Source organism: Streptomyces sp. DH37, from assembly GCF_029813835.1.
Taxonomy (GTDB): domain Bacteria; phylum Actinomycetota; class Actinomycetes; order Streptomycetales; family Streptomycetaceae; genus Streptomyces.
In genome coordinates this window covers 24,024-40,692 of sequence record NZ_JARVKV010000011.1, presented here as the reverse complement: position 1 = coordinate 40,692, position 16,669 = coordinate 24,024, and the positions used below count along the sequence as shown (strand labels likewise).

Genomic DNA, 16,669 nt, shown 5'->3' with positions numbered 1-16,669 from the left:
CGGAAACCGGCCGTCAGGCCGGCACTCACGCAGCGAGAGGGCGGAAACCGCGTGGCCACGGCAGGAGGGGTCCGGACGAACCCACGGACCGGTGTACGGACGACGGGCGCGGTGCTGGCCGCGGTCCTCGCGCTCGTCCTGGCCGGGTGCAGCAGCACCGGCGGCAAGCGGGCCGAGGAGGAGCGCGAGCGCGCCGGGGGCCGCGCGGCGGTCGACACCCCGCGCTGGACGTTCGCGATGGTCACCCACTCCGGCGACGGCGACACCTACTGGGACATCGTCCAGAGCGGCGCCCGGCAGGCGGCCGTCAAGGACAACGTGGAGTTCCTCTACTCCCACGACAAGGAGGCCGGCCGCCAGGCCCAGCTCGTCCAGACCGCCATCGACCAGAAGGTGGACGGGCTGATCGTCACCCTCGCCAAGCCCGAGGCCATGGAGGCGGTGGTGCGCAAGGCCGTGGCGGCCGGCATACCGGTGGTCACCGTCAACTCCGGCCAGGACAGGTCCGCCGATCTCGGCGCCCTCGCCCACATAGGCCAGGACGAGTCCGTCGCCGGCGAGGCGGTCGGCGAGGAGCTGAACGAGCGCGGCCGCACCAAGGCCCTGTGCGTCGTCCACGAGCAGGGCAACGTCGGCCACGAGGAGCGCTGCGCCGGGGTGCGGAAGGCCTTCGACGGAGAGGTGGAGAACCTCTACGTGGACGGCACCAACATGCCCTCCGTGGAGTCCTCCATCGAGGCCGAGCTCCAGTCGGACGGGGACGTGGACGCCGTCGTCACCCTCGGCGCCCCCTTCGCGCCCACCGCCGCCAAGGCCGTGAAGCGGGCGGGCAGCGACGCGGAGGTGGACACCTTCGACCTCAACGCCCAGGTCGCGGCGGGCCTGAAGGACGGCACGATCGGCTTCGCCGTCGACCAGCAGCCCTACCTCCAGGGCTACGAGGCCGTCGACCTGCTGTGGCTGCACCGCTACAACGGCAACATGCTCGGCGGCGGGCGCCCGGTCCTCACCGGCCCGCAGCTGGTGACGCGCGACGACGCGGCCGCGCTGGAGAAGTACACCGAGCGGGGCACCCGGTGACCGCCGCCCCCGCCGTCCTGACGGAGGACGCCGCAGCGCGCGGCCCGGTGGTGCGGCGCCTGCTGGCCCGGCCCGAGCTGGGCGCGGTCGTCGGGGCCGCCGCCGTCTTCGTCTTCTTCGCCGTCGCCGCCGACAGCTTCCTGCGCGCCTCCAGCCTGAGCACCGTCCTGTACGCCTCCTCCACCATCGGCATCATGGCGGTGCCGGTGGCGCTGCTGATGATCGGCGGCGAGTTCGACCTGTCGGCGGGCGTGATGGTCACCGGCTCGGCGCTGGTGTCCTCGATGTTCAGCTACCAGATGACGGCGAACGTGTGGGTCGGCGTCGGGGTGTCCCTGCTGGTCACCCTCGCCGTCGGCTTCTTCAACGGCTGGATGCTCACCCGCACCGGGCTGCCGAGCTTCATCATCACCCTCGGCACCTTCCTGATGCTCACCGGCCTCAACCTCGGCCTCACCAAGCTGATCAGCGGCACGGTCTCCACCAAGGGCATCGGCGACATGGAGGGCTTCCCCTCCGCCCGCGCGGTCTTCGCCTCCCACCTGACCGTCGGCGGCGTCCAGCTCCAGGTCACCATCGTGTGGTGGCTCGCGCTGGTCGCCGTGGCCACCTGGATCCTGCTGCGGACCCGGGCCGGCAACTGGATCTTCGCCGTCGGCGGCAACGCCGAGGCCGCCCGCGCGGTCGGCGTCCCCGTCGACCGCACCAGGATCGGCCTGTACATGGGCGTGGGCCTGGCCGCCTGGATCTCCGGCCAGCACCTGCTGTTCAACTACGACGTCGTGCAGTCCGGCGAGGGCGTGGGCAACGAGCTGATCTACATCGCCGCGGCCGTCATCGGCGGCTGCCTGCTCACCGGCGGCTACGGCTCGGCGGCGGGCGCCGCCGTCGGCGCCCTGATCTTCGGCATGACCAGCAAGGGCATCGTCTACGCCCAGTGGGACCCGAACTGGTTCAAGTTCTTCCTCGGGGCGATGCTGCTGCTCGCCACGCTGCTCAACGCATGGATCCGCAAGAGGGCGGAGGCCTCCTCGTGAACGAGCCGTCCACGGCGCCGCTGGTCGAGCTGGAGGGCGTCGGCAAGCGCTACGGCAACGTGACCGCCCTCGACGACGTGTCGCTGGCGGTCCGCCCCGGCGAGATCACCTGCGTGCTCGGCGACAACGGCGCCGGCAAGTCCACCCTCATAAAGATCATCTCCGGGCTGCACCGGCACGACAGCGGCACCTTCCGCATCGACGGCGTGGAGGTCCGCCTCGCCTCGCCCCGCGAGGCCCTCGACCGCGGCATCGCCACGGTCTACCAGGACCTGGCCGTCGTCCCGCTGATGCCCGTGTGGCGGAACTTCTTCCTCGGTTCCGAACCGGTCCTCGGCCGCGGCCCCCTCCGCCGCCTGGACACCGCCGCCATGCGCCGCACCACCCGCGAGGCCCTGCGGCGCATGGGCATCGACCTGCGCGACGTGGACCAGCCCATCGGCACCCTCTCCGGCGGCGAGCGGCAGTCGGTCGCCATCGCCCGCGCCATCCACTTCGGCGCCCGGGTGGTCGTCCTGGACGAGCCGACCGCCGCGCTCGGCGTCAAGCAGGCCGGGGTCGTCCTCAAGTACGTCGCCGCCGCCCGCGACGAGGGGCTGGGCGTCGTCCTGATCACCCACAACCCCCACCACGCCCACCTGGTCGGCGACCGCTTCGTGCTGCTCAAGCGCGGCGCCATGGCCGGCAGCCACACCCGCGAGGCGATCGGCCTGGACGAGCTGACCCGCCAGATGGCCGGCGGCAGCGAACTGGAGCAGCTCAGCCACGAACTGGCGCGGACCCGCCCCTCGGATCCGGGCGGCGAGGCCCCGTAGGGCACAATCGACGATGATGAGTACGTACCGTGACCGGGCGCACCGCGGCTCTGCCAGAGGAACTGCCAGAGCGACGGTGCTGAGGACCGTCGCCACGCGCGAGCGGCGCTCGTACATCTCCGCGCCGCGCGTGCCGACGGTCGGCATCGACATCGGCGGTACGAAGGTGATGGCGGGCGTCGTCGACGCCGACGGCACCATCCTGGAGAAGGTCCGCGCCGAGACCCCCGACAAGTCCAAGAGCCCCCAGGTCGTCGAGGACACCATCGCCGAACTGGTCCTGGACCTCTCCGACCGCCACGACGTGCACGCCGTCGGCATCGGGGCCGCCGGCTGGGTGGACGCCGACCGCTCACGGGTGCTGTTCGCCCCGCACCTGGCCTGGCGCGACGAGCCGCTGCGCGACGCGCTGACCGCCCGCCTGGCCGTACCGGTCATGGTCGACAACGACGCCAACACCGCCGCCTGGGGCGAGTGGCGCTTCGGCGCCGGCCGCGGCGAGGACCACCTCGTCATGATCACCCTCGGTACGGGCATCGGCGGCGCCATACTCGAGAACGGCGAGGTCAAGAGGGGCCGCTACGGCGTGGCCGGGGAGTTCGGCCACATGCAGGTCGTGCCCGGCGGCCACCGCTGCCCCTGCGGCAACCGCGGCTGCTGGGAGCAGTACAGCTCCGGCAACGCCCTGGTCCGCGAGGCCCGCGAGCTGGCCGCCGCCGAGTCGCCGGTCGCGTACGGGATCATCGACCGCGTCGGCGGCCGCATCCCCGACATCACCGGTCCGCTGATCACCGAGCTGGCCCGCGAGGGCGACGCGATGTGCACCGAGCTCCTCCAGGAGATCGGCCAGTGGCTCGGCGTCGGCATCGCCAACCTGGCCGCCGCGCTGGACCCGTCCTGCTTCGTCATCGGCGGCGGGGTCAGCGCCGCCGACGAGCTGCTGATCGGCCCCGCCCGGGACGCCTTCCGCCGTCACCTCACCGGCCGCGGCTACCGTCCCGAGGCCCGCATCGCCCGCGCCGAGCTCGGCCCGGAGGCCGGCATGGTGGGCGCCGCCGACCTCGCCCGGCTGGTCGCCCGCCGCTTCCGCCGCGCCAACCGCCGCCGCGTGGAGCGGTACGAACGCGCCGGGGTCGGCCTGCTGCCGTCGCGCGGATGGGGTGCGGGCCGTTGACCGCCACGCTCCTGCCGCGGCCCGAGCGCCCGCCGCACCGGCCCAGGCACCGCTGGCTGGCGGCGATCGTGGTCGTGCTGCTGATCGCCGTCCCCGCCGGCTACCTGGTGCTCTCCGCCCACCAGAGCCGCGACAGCGGCAAGGACAAGCAGCGCGCCGCCGCCGCCACCGGCCTGGTCTGGGAGTGGCCGAGCAGGGTCGAGCGCCGCATCTACGAGGTGCCCATCCCCGGCGGGTCCACCTACGTGGCCCACTACGAGCGCAACGCCTGGGAGCGCAGCTCCTTCTACGTCCAGTTCCGCACCTCCCGCGAGGCGCTGGACGCCTTCATCGAGGAGGCCGGCGGCGACCCCGCCGAGCTGCGCGAGGGCCGGCCGGGCGTCAGCGACCGCCAGGCGGACGTGGTCGGCTGGGACCTCGACGTCCCCGGCCACCGCTACGCGGGCACCAGGATCGACCGGCCCGGCGAACGGCCCGACCTGGCGGTCACCGTGGACCTCACCCGCGAGGACCGCCCGCGGGTCTACGTGGTCTCCACGGTCGAGCTCTGAGGGCCGCCGGCCCGGCCGCACCCGCCCCTCTCCTGCGCCGGGTGCGGTCCGGCCGGTGTCCGCGGGCCGGGGCCGGAGCCCCCCGCGTCGGCGGAGGACTCCGGACTCCGTGCCGTTCCGTTCGCCGGCCCGCCGGCCGGTCTACTTGAGGTAGACGAGGCCGTCGGTGGTGACGGTGGGCCGGCCGCTGGTGCCCACGACGACGATCTTGACGGTGTGCTTGGCGCTGGTGGACCAGGTCCTGGTCCAGATCGCCTGGCGGTACTGGGTCGCCGAGGACTTCAGGTCCACCGTGGTGACCTTGGCGCCGTCGACGTAGACGTGGGCCTGGCCGGAGCCGGCGGCCCGCGAGACGATCCAGGCGGCCGAGCGGCCGGTGAAGGTCCAGCTCAGGGAGGCGTTCTTGGCGGAGCTGGAGTAGGACTTGCCGCCCAGGTAGCTGGTGGAGGACTTGGTGGTCCAGGTGCCGGTCCTGGTGGCCGAGGTCTCCTGGAGGATCACCGGGGTGCCGGCCACCGAGGCGGTGGCGGTGTTGCCGGCCTGGTCGCGGGCGGTCATCGACCAGGTGGTGGCCTTGCCCGAGGCGGCGGTGTGGGAGGCGCTGGTGGTGGTGGGCCCGTAGGTCCCGGCCACCGGCGCGGTCAGCCTGACCTCCTTCAGGGCCGCGGCGTCGGTGGCCTTCCAGCGCAGGGTGACGGGGACGGCGCCGGTGTTGACGGTGCCGGTGCGCAGGGCCAGGTTCGGCTTGGTGGTGAAGGCGGGGGCGGTGGTCTCGGCGACCACGGTCGCGGCCGCGGTGGTGGCGGTCTTCCCCGAGACGTGGACGGCGCGGACGGCGACGGTGTGGGTGCCCACCGCCAGGGTCGCCTTGGCCGAGGTGGCGCTCCCCGCGGCGGTCGCGGCCACCTTGCCGTCGACCAGCAGCTCGTACCGGGAGACCAGCGCGGCGGGCGTGGCCGCCTTCCAGTTCACGGTGACGGCGGCCTTGGTGTAGTAGGTCGCCCCCGACTGCCCGGCGCCGGTGACCGAGGTGATGGCCAGACCGGTCACCGGGCCCGCGGCGTAGGAGCGGACGGTGGCCAGCTGCCCGTAGAGCCGGTCGCCGGGGCACTGGGTGTTGTAGCCGTCGCGGTGCCCGTGGATCGCGGGGAAGGACAGCTGCGCGCCCTTGGCCCAGGTCTTGCCGGAGTAGTTGCGGCCGGCGTCGCCGGCGGTGAGGGTGGCGGTGCCGTTCGGGGCGACGCCGTACTGGCCCAGCTTCCACGCCGCGACGCGGGCGACCGAGGTGAGCGCGGCGGTGGAGGCGGCGGTGTCGGTGTAGGTGCCCAGGATCGAGATGCCGGTGGTCTCGGCGTTGAAGCCGTAGGCGTGCGCGCCCATCACCGGGCGGTCCACGCCCCCCTTGCGGCCCTCGTAGATCCTGCCGCACTTGTCGACCAGGAAGTTGTAGCCGATGTCCTTCCAGCCCAGCGTCCTGACGTGGTACGCGTAGATGCCGCGCACCACCGCCGGGGCCTGGTCGCAGGTGTAGGAGTTGGACTCGGCGGTGTGGTGGACCACCACCGCCCTGACCTTCCCGCCGGGCAGGTAGCCGGGCTCCTCCGGGCTGATCGACTCGTCCGCCCCCCAGCCCGCGCGGTCGGTGATGGGCGGCCGCGGCGCGGTGGACGGCGGCGCGGGCGGAACGCTCACCGTGGGCGACGGGCTCGCCGAGGCGGACGCGCTCGCCGTGGGGGAGGCGCTCGACGCCGGGGGCGAGGCGGGCGCGGTGGGCGTGGTGGTCTGCGACGGCGTGCCCGGGGCCGTCTCGCCCGGCGTCCTCGTGGGCTCCGGCGCCGACTCGGTGGCGGCGGGTTCCGACGGACTCGGCGCCGGATCGGTCGCCTCCGTGGCCGAGGGCTCGCCGGTGGGCTCGTCCTCGGTGAACGCGGCCGGTTCCATGCCGGTGGCGCCGCCGGGGTCGACCATGTCCAGCCGCAGCCCCTTCGGCAGCCCGGCCGAGGACTTCCCCGCGGTCCTCACCCGGACCTCGACCCCGTCGGACGGTCCCACCCAGGCCGGCTCGGTACCGCCGCGCTCGGCCCCCCGCTCGCCCTGCCCGCTGTCACCGTCCAGTGCCAGCCAGTTCGACCACGTGCCCGTCACCGTGCTGCGCGTACGCGCCTCGACCGTGCCGTCGACGCGGGTGGCGGGATCGGTCCAGGTCACTCCCAGCATGCTGAACGGCGCCACGTCCCGCCGTCCCAGCTCGGCGGCCCGGCCGCCGTCGGCCACCTTCAGCGCGGCGGAGTGAATTCCCGCCTGAACCGGTTTTCCCGGTCCTGCGGGCTTTCCGTCGTCACCGGCGCCCCCGACGGGAGAGCCGACCACCCCCTGGAGCACCAGCACCCCCGAGATCCCCACCGCCGACGCGGCGGCCGTGCCCCATATTCGACGCGATTTCATACCGCACCCTGTTTTCTTGTGTCCTGGCCGGATCAGGGCGACCCATCAGCCCATCGGACCGGAACGGTAACGGATGCGGCGTCAGGGCATCCACGCACCCGGCGTTCTGCCGCGCCATCGGCCGGCGGAGCGGCGAGAACAAGCCACGTCCCCTGCGAACCCCGCACCCGGGGGCATTCCGGGATGACTCGATTTGCGCGGGATTGGGGGCGCGCCACGCTGTCACCTGCGCCTTCCCGCGGCCAGAGGCCTCGCTTCACCCTTTGTTCACATGTGACACACATCACCATCACACAAAGTGATCGCCCGGCCGCTTGGGGACGATACCTCCCTCTTTCACGCCTTTACTCACCGGATATTTTTCATCGCGGTCAGTATCCATTCACAGCAGACAGGAACTGCTTTGACAGGCATAGGGGATACGCCCTCTCCCGACGAGAGAGGGCGCATGTGGGGATTGCAGAGCAGGAGCCTGCGGTGGACCGCCGGCGGGCTCGCCCTGCTTCTGTCCGTCACCCTTATGGAAGGGGCGGCCGCGGCGCGGCCGTCGCGTCCGGTGGCGGAGAAGGAGCCGAAGCCCGCGGTGACGCAGGCGGCCGACATCGCGTCGGCGAAGGTGGCCGCGCGGCTGTCGGGCAAGCGGGTCGAGGCGCTGTCCGAGCGGACCGAGACCTCGACGACATGGGTGAACGGGGACGGCAGCCTGACGACCGAGCTGTCGGCCGGCCCGGTCCGGTTCCAGCGCGACGGACAGTGGGTCACCGTCGATGTCGACCTGGTGCGGCGGTCGGACGGTTCGGTCGAGGCCGCCGCGCATCCGGCGGGGCTGAGCCTGGCGGGCAAGGGCGGCGCGCTGCCCACCTCCCTCGCCGCGGCGGAGAAGGCGCCGGCCCGCGACCTGGTCACGCTGGGCGAGGGGGAGGAGCGGATCACCTTGCAGTGGAAGGGCGGCCTGCCCGCCCCGAAGCTGGAGGGCACCCGCGCCACCTACACCGGTGCGCTGCCGGACGCCGATGTGATCGTGGAGGCCACCCGGACCGGTTTCGAGCAGTTCGTCGAGATCGGCAAGCGCCCCGCGGCGAAGGACTACTCCTACACGCTGCCGCTGAAGACCGACGGGCTGAAGGTCAAGCAGCAGAAGGACGGCAGCCTGCTGTTCACCGACAAGGCCTCGGGCAGGAAGAAGCGGGCGGTGATGCCCGCACCGGTGATGTGGGACGCCGCCGTGGACGAGGTCTCCGGTGAGCACACCAACCGGGCGAAGGTCGACTGGGAGGTCGTCGAGACCGGCGACGGCGTCGACCTGGTCATCACCCCGGACGCGGACTTCCTGGCCGACCCGGACACGAAGTACCCGGTGACGGTGGACCCCTCCACCTCGGCGCTGTCCAACGTCTTCGACACCCTGGTCAAGCGCGGTGAGACCACCGACTGGTCCACCAACACCGAGCTGCACCTGGGCAACCCGGGCACCACCAACCCGGACGGCACCACGCGGCTGTCGCGGTCGTTCATCACCTGGAACACCGCGCCGATCTCCGACGCGCTGGTCTCCAGCGCGAAGCTGTCGCTGTGGAACGTCCACTCCGGCAACTCCGACTGCAAGCCGTACGAGTGGACGATCTGGGAGACCGGCGCCCCCTCCACCGCCACCCGGTGGGACAGCCAGCCCTCCTGGGTCGCCCAGCACCACTCCTCCACCGAGACCAAGGGCCGCGCGGCCTGCGGCGGGGCGGGCTGGATCAACGCCGACGTGACCGGTCTGGTGCAGACGTGGGCGTCGGCGAAGACCTCCCGCGGCCACATGGGCCTGCGTGCCGCCACCGACGCGACGACCCACTGGAAGCAGGTCAGCTCCGCCAACGCCGCGTCCAACCCGCCCAAGCTGGTGGTGAACTACAACTACCGGCCGCGCACCGGCACCAAGCAGGAGGCCGGTCCGCCGTTCTTCTCCTACGGCGGGGCCTACACGGTCAACACCACCACCCCCACCCTGCGCGACACCTTCGTCGACGCCGACGGGGACAAGGTCAACGGCACCTTCCAGATCTTCGACGCCGCCACCAACACCCAGGTCGGCGACGTGATCGTCTCCAAGTACGTGCCCAGCGGCCAGGTCGCCTCCGTCACCGTCCCCGCCGGGGTGCTGAGCAACGGCAAGACCTACAGGTTCCGTACGTCACCGTACGACGGGGCGCACTACAACCTCGGCTGGTCGGCGTGGAAGACCTTCACCGTCGACACCACCAACCCCTCCGCCCCCACCAGGATCACCTCCACCGACTACCCGTCGGGCTCCTGGGTCAAGGGCGCGGGTCAGGCCGGCACCTTCACCGTCACCCCCAACGGCACCGACCACAACTGGCTGGAGTGGACGCTGGACGGCGTGACCTGGACCAAGGTCGCCACCGGCGGCTCCACCGCCGCCAAGGCCCTCTCCGTCGCCCCGCCCAGGAACGGCACCCACACCCTCCAGGTGCGGCAGGTGGACAAGGCCGACAACAAGTCCGAGGCGATCGAGTACACCTTCCACGCCGGACCCGGCGGCTTCCTCCAGCCCTCCGACGGCGAGCGCACCGCGCGCCGGCTGCCGCTGGCCGTCGAGGCCGACGGGGCCAAGTACACCGCGGTGTCCTTCTCCTGGCGCCGCTCCGAGGCCGACCCCTGGACGCGCATCCCGGCCGGTGACGTCACCTCCGGCGGAAACCCGCTCACCGCCTGGCCCGTCGCCATGGCCTCGGGCAGGAGCCCCGTCCTGGTGTGGAACGCCGCCGGCACCGTCGACCCCGACGGATCGGTGCAGATCAAGGCCGACTTCACCGGACCGGGCAGCGCCTCCGGCGCCACCGAACCGCTGACGGTCGTCGTCGACCGCAACGCCACCGGCGCCGCCACCGACGAGGTCGGCCCCGGCACGGTCAACCTGCTCACCGGCGACTACACCCTCTCCGAGACCGACGCCTCCGCGTTCGACCTGGAGATCTCCCGTACGGCCTCCTCGCGCCGGCCCGACCAGGGCGCCAAGCAGGAGGGGCAGGCGCCGATCTTCGGCAAGGAGTGGGTGACCGGCACCGCCTCGGAACTCACCGAGTCCGAGTTCAGCCACATCCGCAAGATCTCCGACACCGCCGTCGACGTGGTCCTGCTGGAGGGCGATGCCATCCACTTCACCGCCAACGCGAACAGGACCGGCTGGATCCCCGAACCCGGGTCCGAGGACCTGACCCTCACCGGCGGCGTCACCGGTTCGTTCACGCTCTCGGACACCGAGGGCACCATCACCGAGTTCACGAAGCCCGACGCGGCCGCCACCACCTGGCAGGTGTCCAGCACCCTCCTCAACGGTCTGGCGCAGTCGTCCACGACCGTGGTGTCCGAAGCGGTGACGGTCGACGGCAAGAAGCTGGCCCGCCCCAAGCGGGTCATCGCGCCGACCTCCGCCGTTTCCGCCGCCACCTGCACCGCGTCCCCGACGACCAAGGGCTGCCGCGCCCTGGAGTTCGTCTACGCGACCTCCACCACCGCCACCGCCACCGCCTTCGGCGACGTCAGCGGCCAGGTGAAGGAGATCCGCATGTGGTCCACCGAGCCCGGCGCGGCCGCGGCGACGTCGAAGACCGTGCAGACGTACCTGTACGACAGCGAAGGCCGCCTGCGCCAGGCATGGAACCCGCTGGTCACCCCGGCGCTGAAGACCGAGTACGGCTACGACGCGGCGGGCCGGGTCACCAGCTTCACGAAACCCGGTGAACTCCCGTGGACCTTCACCTACGGCACGGCCGGTTCCGGTTCCGCCGCCGGTGACGGCATGCTGCTCAAGGCCAGCCGGTCCGGCCTCCAGCCGGGGACGGCCGCCACGGAGCAGGGCACGGCCGTCACGAGCCTGGTGTACGGGGTGCCCCTCACCGGCGCCGCGGCACCGTACGCCATGGGTGCCGCCGACGTGAAGGCATGGGGGCAGACCGATGCTCCGACGGACGCCACCGCGGTCTTCCCCGCCGACGCCGTTCCGGCCTCCCACACGGGCGGCGCACTGACCGCGACCGCCTACGAGCGCGCCGAGGTGCACTACCTCGGGGTCTCCGGCCGCGAGGTCAACTCCGCCTCCCCCGGCGGTCACATCACCACCACCGAGTACGACCGGTTCGGCAACACCGTGCGCGAACTGTCGGCAGCCAACCGGGCCGTCGCTCTCGGCCTCGGCGCCGACGACCGGGCCGTCCAGGCCGATCTGGGCATCGCCCAGCTCTCCTCGGCCGAGCGCGCCGAGCTGCTGTCCACCCGCTCCGTCTACAACGAGACCGGCACACGGGAACTGGAGGAGTTCGGTTCGCTGCGGCGCGTCGACCTCACCGCCGACCTGAAGTCCGGCACGACCGTCCTGGTACCGGCCGGCACCCCGGTGCTCGCCCGCACGTGGACGGTGAACGAGTACGACGCGGGGCGTCCCACCGACGGCACCGCCACGGTCAAGGACCAGATCACCAAGGCGACCGCGGGCGCCCAGGTGCGTGAGCACCCCTCGGTGCAGGGCGAGAAGCGCGCCACGCAGACGGTCTACGACTGGGCCAAGGGCCTGCCCGTCAAGTCCATCCAGGACCCGGGCGGCCTGGCGCTGACCACGACCACCGAGTACGACGCCCAGGGACGGGTCACCAAGCAGATCCCGCCCGGCTCCACCGGCTCGGACGCCGCCACGAGGGTGACGACGTACTGGTCCGCCACCGGCACCGGCGCCTGCGCCGGCCGCCCGGAGTGGGCCGACGCGGTGTGCAGCACCGGCCCGGCCGGCGCGATCACCGGAGGCGGCAGCAACCCGACCACCCTGCCCACCACGACCAGCGAGTACGACTGGTGGGGCCACCAGGCCAAGGTCATCGAGACCTCCGGCAGCACGACCCGGACCACGACCACGACGTACGACTCCGCGGGGCGACAGGCCAAGGTCACGCTCAGCGGCGGCATCGGAAAGGCCGTACCGGAGGTGATCACGGAGTACGACCCGGCCAACGGCGAGGTGGCGAAGACCACGTCGGCGTCGGGCGGCACGATCACCAAGAAGTTCGACAAGCTCGGACGGCTCATCTCCTACACCGACGCCGACGGCGGCACCACGACGACCGAGTACGACCTGCTGGACCGCCCGGTCAAGGTCACCGACACGGCGCCGTCCACGGTGACCTACACCTACGACCACACGGTCGAGCCGCGCGGCCTGGCCACGAGGACCACCGACTCCGTCGCCGGCGCCTTCGAGGCCAGGTACGACGCGGACGGCTCCGTCAGCAGTGAGAAGCTGCCCGGTGGCTACACACTGCGGCAGCGCGAGGACACCGCCGGGGCCACGCTGGAGCGCACGTACACGCGCGACAGCGACGGCGCCCTGGTCTACTCGGACACCGTCACGCAGTCCGTCCACGCCCAGAACACCAGCCACAGCGGCTGGTCCGAGCAGACGTTCCGGTACGACGCGACCGGACGCCTCACCACTGTCGAGGACACCGCCGACACCATCTGCACCCGCCGTGTCTACGCCTTCGACGACCGGACCAACCGCACGTCGCTGACCACGGCGACCGGCGCGCCCGGCGCGGACTGCCCGACCGGCGGAGGCACCACCGGCACCCACACGTACGACAGCGCCGACCGCATCGTCGACGCGGGATACGCCTACGACGCCTTCGGCCGGACCACCACGGCTCCGGGCAACGGCACGATCAGCTACCACGTCAACGACCTGGTCCACCGGCAGACCGCCGACGGCAAGCGTCAGACCTGGAACCTGGACTCCGCGCAGCGGTTCCGTTCCTGGACGGTGGAGCGCGGCAGCGGCACCACGTGGACCCTGGAGCAGTCCAAGGTCAACCACTACGACGGCGAGGAGGACAACCCTCGCTGGATCGTCGAGGACGTGGCCACCGGAGCCCTGACCCGCAACGTCGACTCCGCGAGCGGTGACCTGGCCGCCACCACCGGCAAGACCGGTGACGTGGTCCTCCAGCTCACCAACCTGCACGGTGACGTGGCCCTCCAACTGCCGCTGGACGCGGGCAAGGCGCCCGTCGCCCTGGACTCGGACGAGTACGGCAACCCCCGGGCCGGGCAGCCGGCGACGCGCTACGCCTGGCTCGGCGGCAAGCAGCGGTCCACCGAGACCCTGACCGGTCTCACGCTCATGGGCGTCCGCCTCTACAACCCCGCCTCGGGCCGGTTCCTGTCCACGGACCCGATCTACGGCGGCAACGCCAACGCCTACGACTACTGCTCCGCCAACCCCCTGAACTGCTACGACCTCGACGGTCGGTGGGGCTGGCTCGCGGTCAGCGCGGCGGCCTGGGCCTGCTCCAAGTGGTGCCCGGGCAAGCGGACGCGCCGGATCGCCGGCGTGGTGAGCGCGGTGTCGGGCGGTGGGTTCATCCGCAGCATGGCGATCAAGGCCGGCACGCGCTACCTCGCGAAGAGGTCGGTCAAGAACAGCATCCAGACCAAGCGCGGCTACCGCGTCGACGTCCGGGGAAAGAAGCCTCACTACAATAAGTGGGGTGCTCGACCCAAGGGCAAGGGACCGGGCGCGAGCTGGCGCCGGGCCCGCTACAGGAACAAGCACATGGGATTCCCGCACGTGCAGTACTACCGGGGCGGTAAGAGGTACGGAAAGTGGGCCTACCGGCCCGGTCTCCGGCACGTCTACCGCGCCTGGCGTTCCCTGTGACGCTCTGTCGCGACCTGACATGAGCTGACATGAGACTCGGGGAGCGTGGGGCAGGGCGGGCAGGGCCCTCCCGCCCCGCGCTCCCCGAGTGCCGTGAAGTGAAAGGCTGTCCCCATGTGGCATGACTGCACACCGGCCCTCGACGACGAGCCCGGCCCGGCCGGGCGGGAGATATCGGGGTGGCGAGTCCCCGGCGTCGGTGAGATCGACGTCGAGTCCGAGGGCTTTCGGCTGTCCGTGCTGCCCACGGGCGGGACCCTGCGCGTGGAACTGGCCTTCGCCGCCGCGTACGCCGAGTCGGAGACGGAGCCGTACCGGCCCCTGGGCCCGGTGACGCTGACGCTCGACGACGTACGGTCCATCGAGCTGCACACGCCGGGGGCGCCCTCCGACCCGCTGTGGAAGAGGGTGCTTCGCGGGGACCCGCACGACGAGGTCCTGCGCATGACGTGGGACGAGGACGACGACGTCCTGCACGTACGGGACGGCGGCGTCGTCCTGTCCTGCCGGGGCGGCACCTGGCGCTGGGCGCTCTGAGAACCGGCCCCGCGCCGCCGCCGGGGGGCGGGGCCCGTACGCCGTGCGCGGCGGCACGGCCGTCGCGGCCACGCGTGAGATGTGGGAGCGTGAGCGGGTGAGTGAGACGAACGCCGACACCCTGCAATACCGCGTCGACGGGCCGGAACAGGCCCCGGTCCTCATCCTGGGGCCCGCGCTCGGTACCACCTGGCACATGTGGGACCGCCAGGTCCCGGAGCTCAGCCGCCACTGGCGGGTGCTCCGCTACGACCTCCCCGGCCACGGCGGCGCCCCCGCCCACCCCGCCACCGCCGTCCCCGAGCTCGCCGCCCGGCTGCTGGCCACCGCCGACGCCGTCGGCGCCGACCGCTTCGCCTACGCCGGCTGCTCCCTGGGCGGGGCCGTGGGAGCCCGGATCGCGCTGGACGCCCCCGGCCGGCTCACCTCCCTCGCGCTGATCTCCTCCGCGCCCCGCTACGCCACCCCCGACACCTGGCGGCAGCGCGGCGTCGTGGTGCGGACCAACGGACTGGACCCCATCGCCCGCTCCACCCCCGAGCGCTGGTTCACGCCCGCCTTCGCCGCCGCCCAGCCCGCCATCGTCGACTGGGCCGTCCAGATGGTCCGCACCACCGACCCCGGCTGCTACATAGCAGCCTGCGAGGCGCTCGTCGCCTTCGACATACGCGAGGAGCTGGGCCGCATCGGCGTGCCGACCCTGGTGGTCGCCGGGGCCGAGGACCGGGTCACCCCGCCCGCCGACGCCCGCGCCCTGGTCGCGGGCATCCCCGACGCCCGGCTCGCCCTCGTCCCCGACGCCTGCCACATGGCCCCCGTGGAGCGGCCCGGCGAGGTCACCGAGCTGCTGGCCGGGCACTTCTCGGCCGCGCTCCCCGCCGGGCGGCTGGACGCCCCGGCGGCCGTACCGGTCCCCGCCCAGGTTCCCGCCCGGCCCCACACGGCGCCCGCCACCGCCGCGGGCCGGGCGCCGGACGCCCCGCCACGGGGCGCCGCGGTCGCGGCCCTGACCGCCGGCGAGCACCGCCGGGACCACTCCGGCGCCGCGTACGACACCGGCCTGCGGATCCGCCGCGACGTGCTCGGCGATGCCCACGTCGACCGCGTCACCGAGGAGACCGACGCCTTCACCGGCGACTTCCAGGACCTCCTCACCCGCTACGCCTGGGGCGAGGTGTGGGCCCGCACCGGCATCGACCGCCGCACCCGCTCGGTGGTCACCCTCACCGCGCTCACCGCCGGCGGCCACCTGGAGGAGCTGGCCTCCCACACCCGCGCCGCGCTGCGCAACGGGCTCACCCCGGAGGAGATCAAGGAGGTCCTGCTGCACACGGCTGTCTACTGCGGGATGCCCGCCGCGAACGCCGCGTTCGCCGTCGCCCGGCGCGTCATCCGGGAGGAGACGGCGCCTCGCGACTAGCGCCGGGCCGCGTCGGCGCCGGCCGCGGGCGGCGCGCCCGCGCCCCGCGCCGCACCGGGGGAGCGGGCCCGCCCGCCGCGGGCGGCGCGGGGCGAGACGGACGGCACAGCGGACGGCGCAGCGGATAGCACAATGGCCCCATGGAGCTCACCAAGAAGGGCCACGCCTGCGTCGCCCTGCACCGCGACGGACGCACCCTCGTCATCGATCCGGGCGGCTTCAGCGAGGCGGACGCCGCCGTCGGCGCCGACGCGATCCTGGTCACCCACGAGCACCCCGACCACTTCGACGAGGGCCGGCTGCGCGCCGCGCTGGAGGCCGACCCGGCCGCGCAGATCTGGACCCTGCGCAGCGTCGCCGAGCGGCTCTCGGCCGCCTTCCCCGGACGCGTCCACACCGTCGGGGACGGCGACGCCTTCACCGCCGCCGGCTTCGAGGTGGAGGTGCACGGCGAGCTGCACGCCGTCATCCACCCGGACATCCCGCGCGTCACCAACGTCGGCTACCTCGTCGACGGGGGCGGCGACGGCGGGGGCGACGGCGGTGGTGACGGGGGCGGCACCGTGTTCCACCCCGGCGACGCCCTGACCGTCCCCGGCCGTCCGGTGGACACCCTGCTGCTGCCGGTCCACGCCCCCTGGAGCAGGGTCGCCGAGGTCGTCGACTACGTGCGCGAGGTGGGGCCGCGCGTGGCGTACGACGTCCACGACGGGCTGCTGTCGGACTTCGGGCACCTCGTCTACGGCCGGCTGCTCGGCCCGAACGGCCCCGGCACCGGCGGCGCGGAGCACGTGCGGCTGGAGCCCGGGCAGAGCGTCACGCTGGGGAAGGGCTGAGCGGCGCCGGAGGGAGCGCCCCGCCACCCGCCGGCTGTCGGTGCCGGGCGGTAGATTCGCTG

Annotated in this window: 10 protein-coding genes; 9 read left to right on the top strand and 1 reads right to left on the bottom strand. The window is 72.9% G+C overall.

Annotated features, from left to right (window positions below; translation table 11 throughout):
- The first annotated feature begins 111 nt into the window (after positions 1-111).
- From QC029_RS08655 to QC029_RS08635, 5 genes are read left to right on the top strand one after another with little or no spacing between them, the layout of a single operon-like run.
- Positions 112-1,080: a sugar ABC transporter substrate-binding protein gene (locus QC029_RS08655; protein WP_279554910.1), complete on the top strand. Its 969-nt coding sequence runs from the start codon at positions 112-114 to the stop codon at positions 1,078-1,080.
- Complete coding sequence (locus QC029_RS08650; RefSeq protein ID WP_279554909.1) at positions 1,077-2,117, top strand: ABC transporter permease; 1,041 nt, start codon at positions 1,077-1,079, stop codon at positions 2,115-2,117. The genes QC029_RS08655 and QC029_RS08650 overlap by 4 nt, the downstream gene beginning before the upstream one ends.
- Positions 2,084-2,932: an ATP-binding cassette domain-containing protein gene (locus QC029_RS08645; RefSeq protein ID WP_279554908.1), complete on the top strand. Its 849-nt coding sequence runs from the start codon at positions 2,084-2,086 to the stop codon at positions 2,930-2,932. The genes QC029_RS08650 and QC029_RS08645 overlap by 34 nt, the downstream gene beginning before the upstream one ends.
- A gap of 16 nt (positions 2,933-2,948) precedes the next feature.
- Positions 2,949-4,106: an ROK family glucokinase gene (locus QC029_RS08640; protein ID WP_279554907.1), complete on the top strand. Its 1,158-nt coding sequence runs from the start codon at positions 2,949-2,951 to the stop codon at positions 4,104-4,106.
- Entirely contained in the window at positions 4,103-4,657 is a 555-nt protein-coding gene (locus tag QC029_RS08635; RefSeq protein WP_279554906.1) for a hypothetical protein, read from the top strand. Before QC029_RS08640 ends, QC029_RS08635 begins: the two co-directional genes overlap by 4 nt.
- A 141-nt stretch (positions 4,658-4,798) precedes the next feature.
- On the opposite strand, the gene QC029_RS08630 is transcribed toward QC029_RS08635, so the two are convergent.
- The gene (locus QC029_RS08630; protein ID WP_279554905.1) at positions 4,799-7,102 is read right to left on the bottom strand and encodes a peptidoglycan recognition protein; all 2,304 of its coding nucleotides are present in this window, start codon (positions 7,100-7,102) and stop codon (positions 4,799-4,801) included.
- Positions 7,103-7,607: 505 nt separating this feature from the next.
- Between QC029_RS08630 and QC029_RS08625 the strand changes: the two genes are divergently transcribed.
- From QC029_RS08625 to QC029_RS08610, 4 genes are all read left to right on the top strand, one after another.
- The gene (locus QC029_RS08625; protein WP_279554993.1) at positions 7,608-13,814 is read left to right on the top strand and encodes a DNRLRE domain-containing protein; all 6,207 of its coding nucleotides are present in this window, start codon (positions 7,608-7,610) and stop codon (positions 13,812-13,814) included.
- Positions 13,815-13,928: 114 nt separating this feature from the next.
- A complete protein-coding gene (locus QC029_RS08620) occupies positions 13,929-14,351 on the top strand; it encodes a hypothetical protein (protein WP_279554904.1) in 423 nt (140 codons plus the stop codon).
- Between the two features lie 97 nt (positions 14,352-14,448).
- A complete protein-coding gene (pcaC, locus tag QC029_RS08615; protein ID WP_279554903.1) occupies positions 14,449-15,771 on the top strand; it encodes a 4-carboxymuconolactone decarboxylase in 1,323 nt (440 codons plus the stop codon).
- Between the two features lie 140 nt (positions 15,772-15,911).
- On the top strand, positions 15,912-16,607 hold the full coding sequence (locus QC029_RS08610) for an MBL fold metallo-hydrolase (protein WP_279554902.1): 696 nt from the start codon (positions 15,912-15,914) through the stop codon (positions 16,605-16,607).
- Positions 16,608-16,669: the final 62 nt, after the last annotated feature.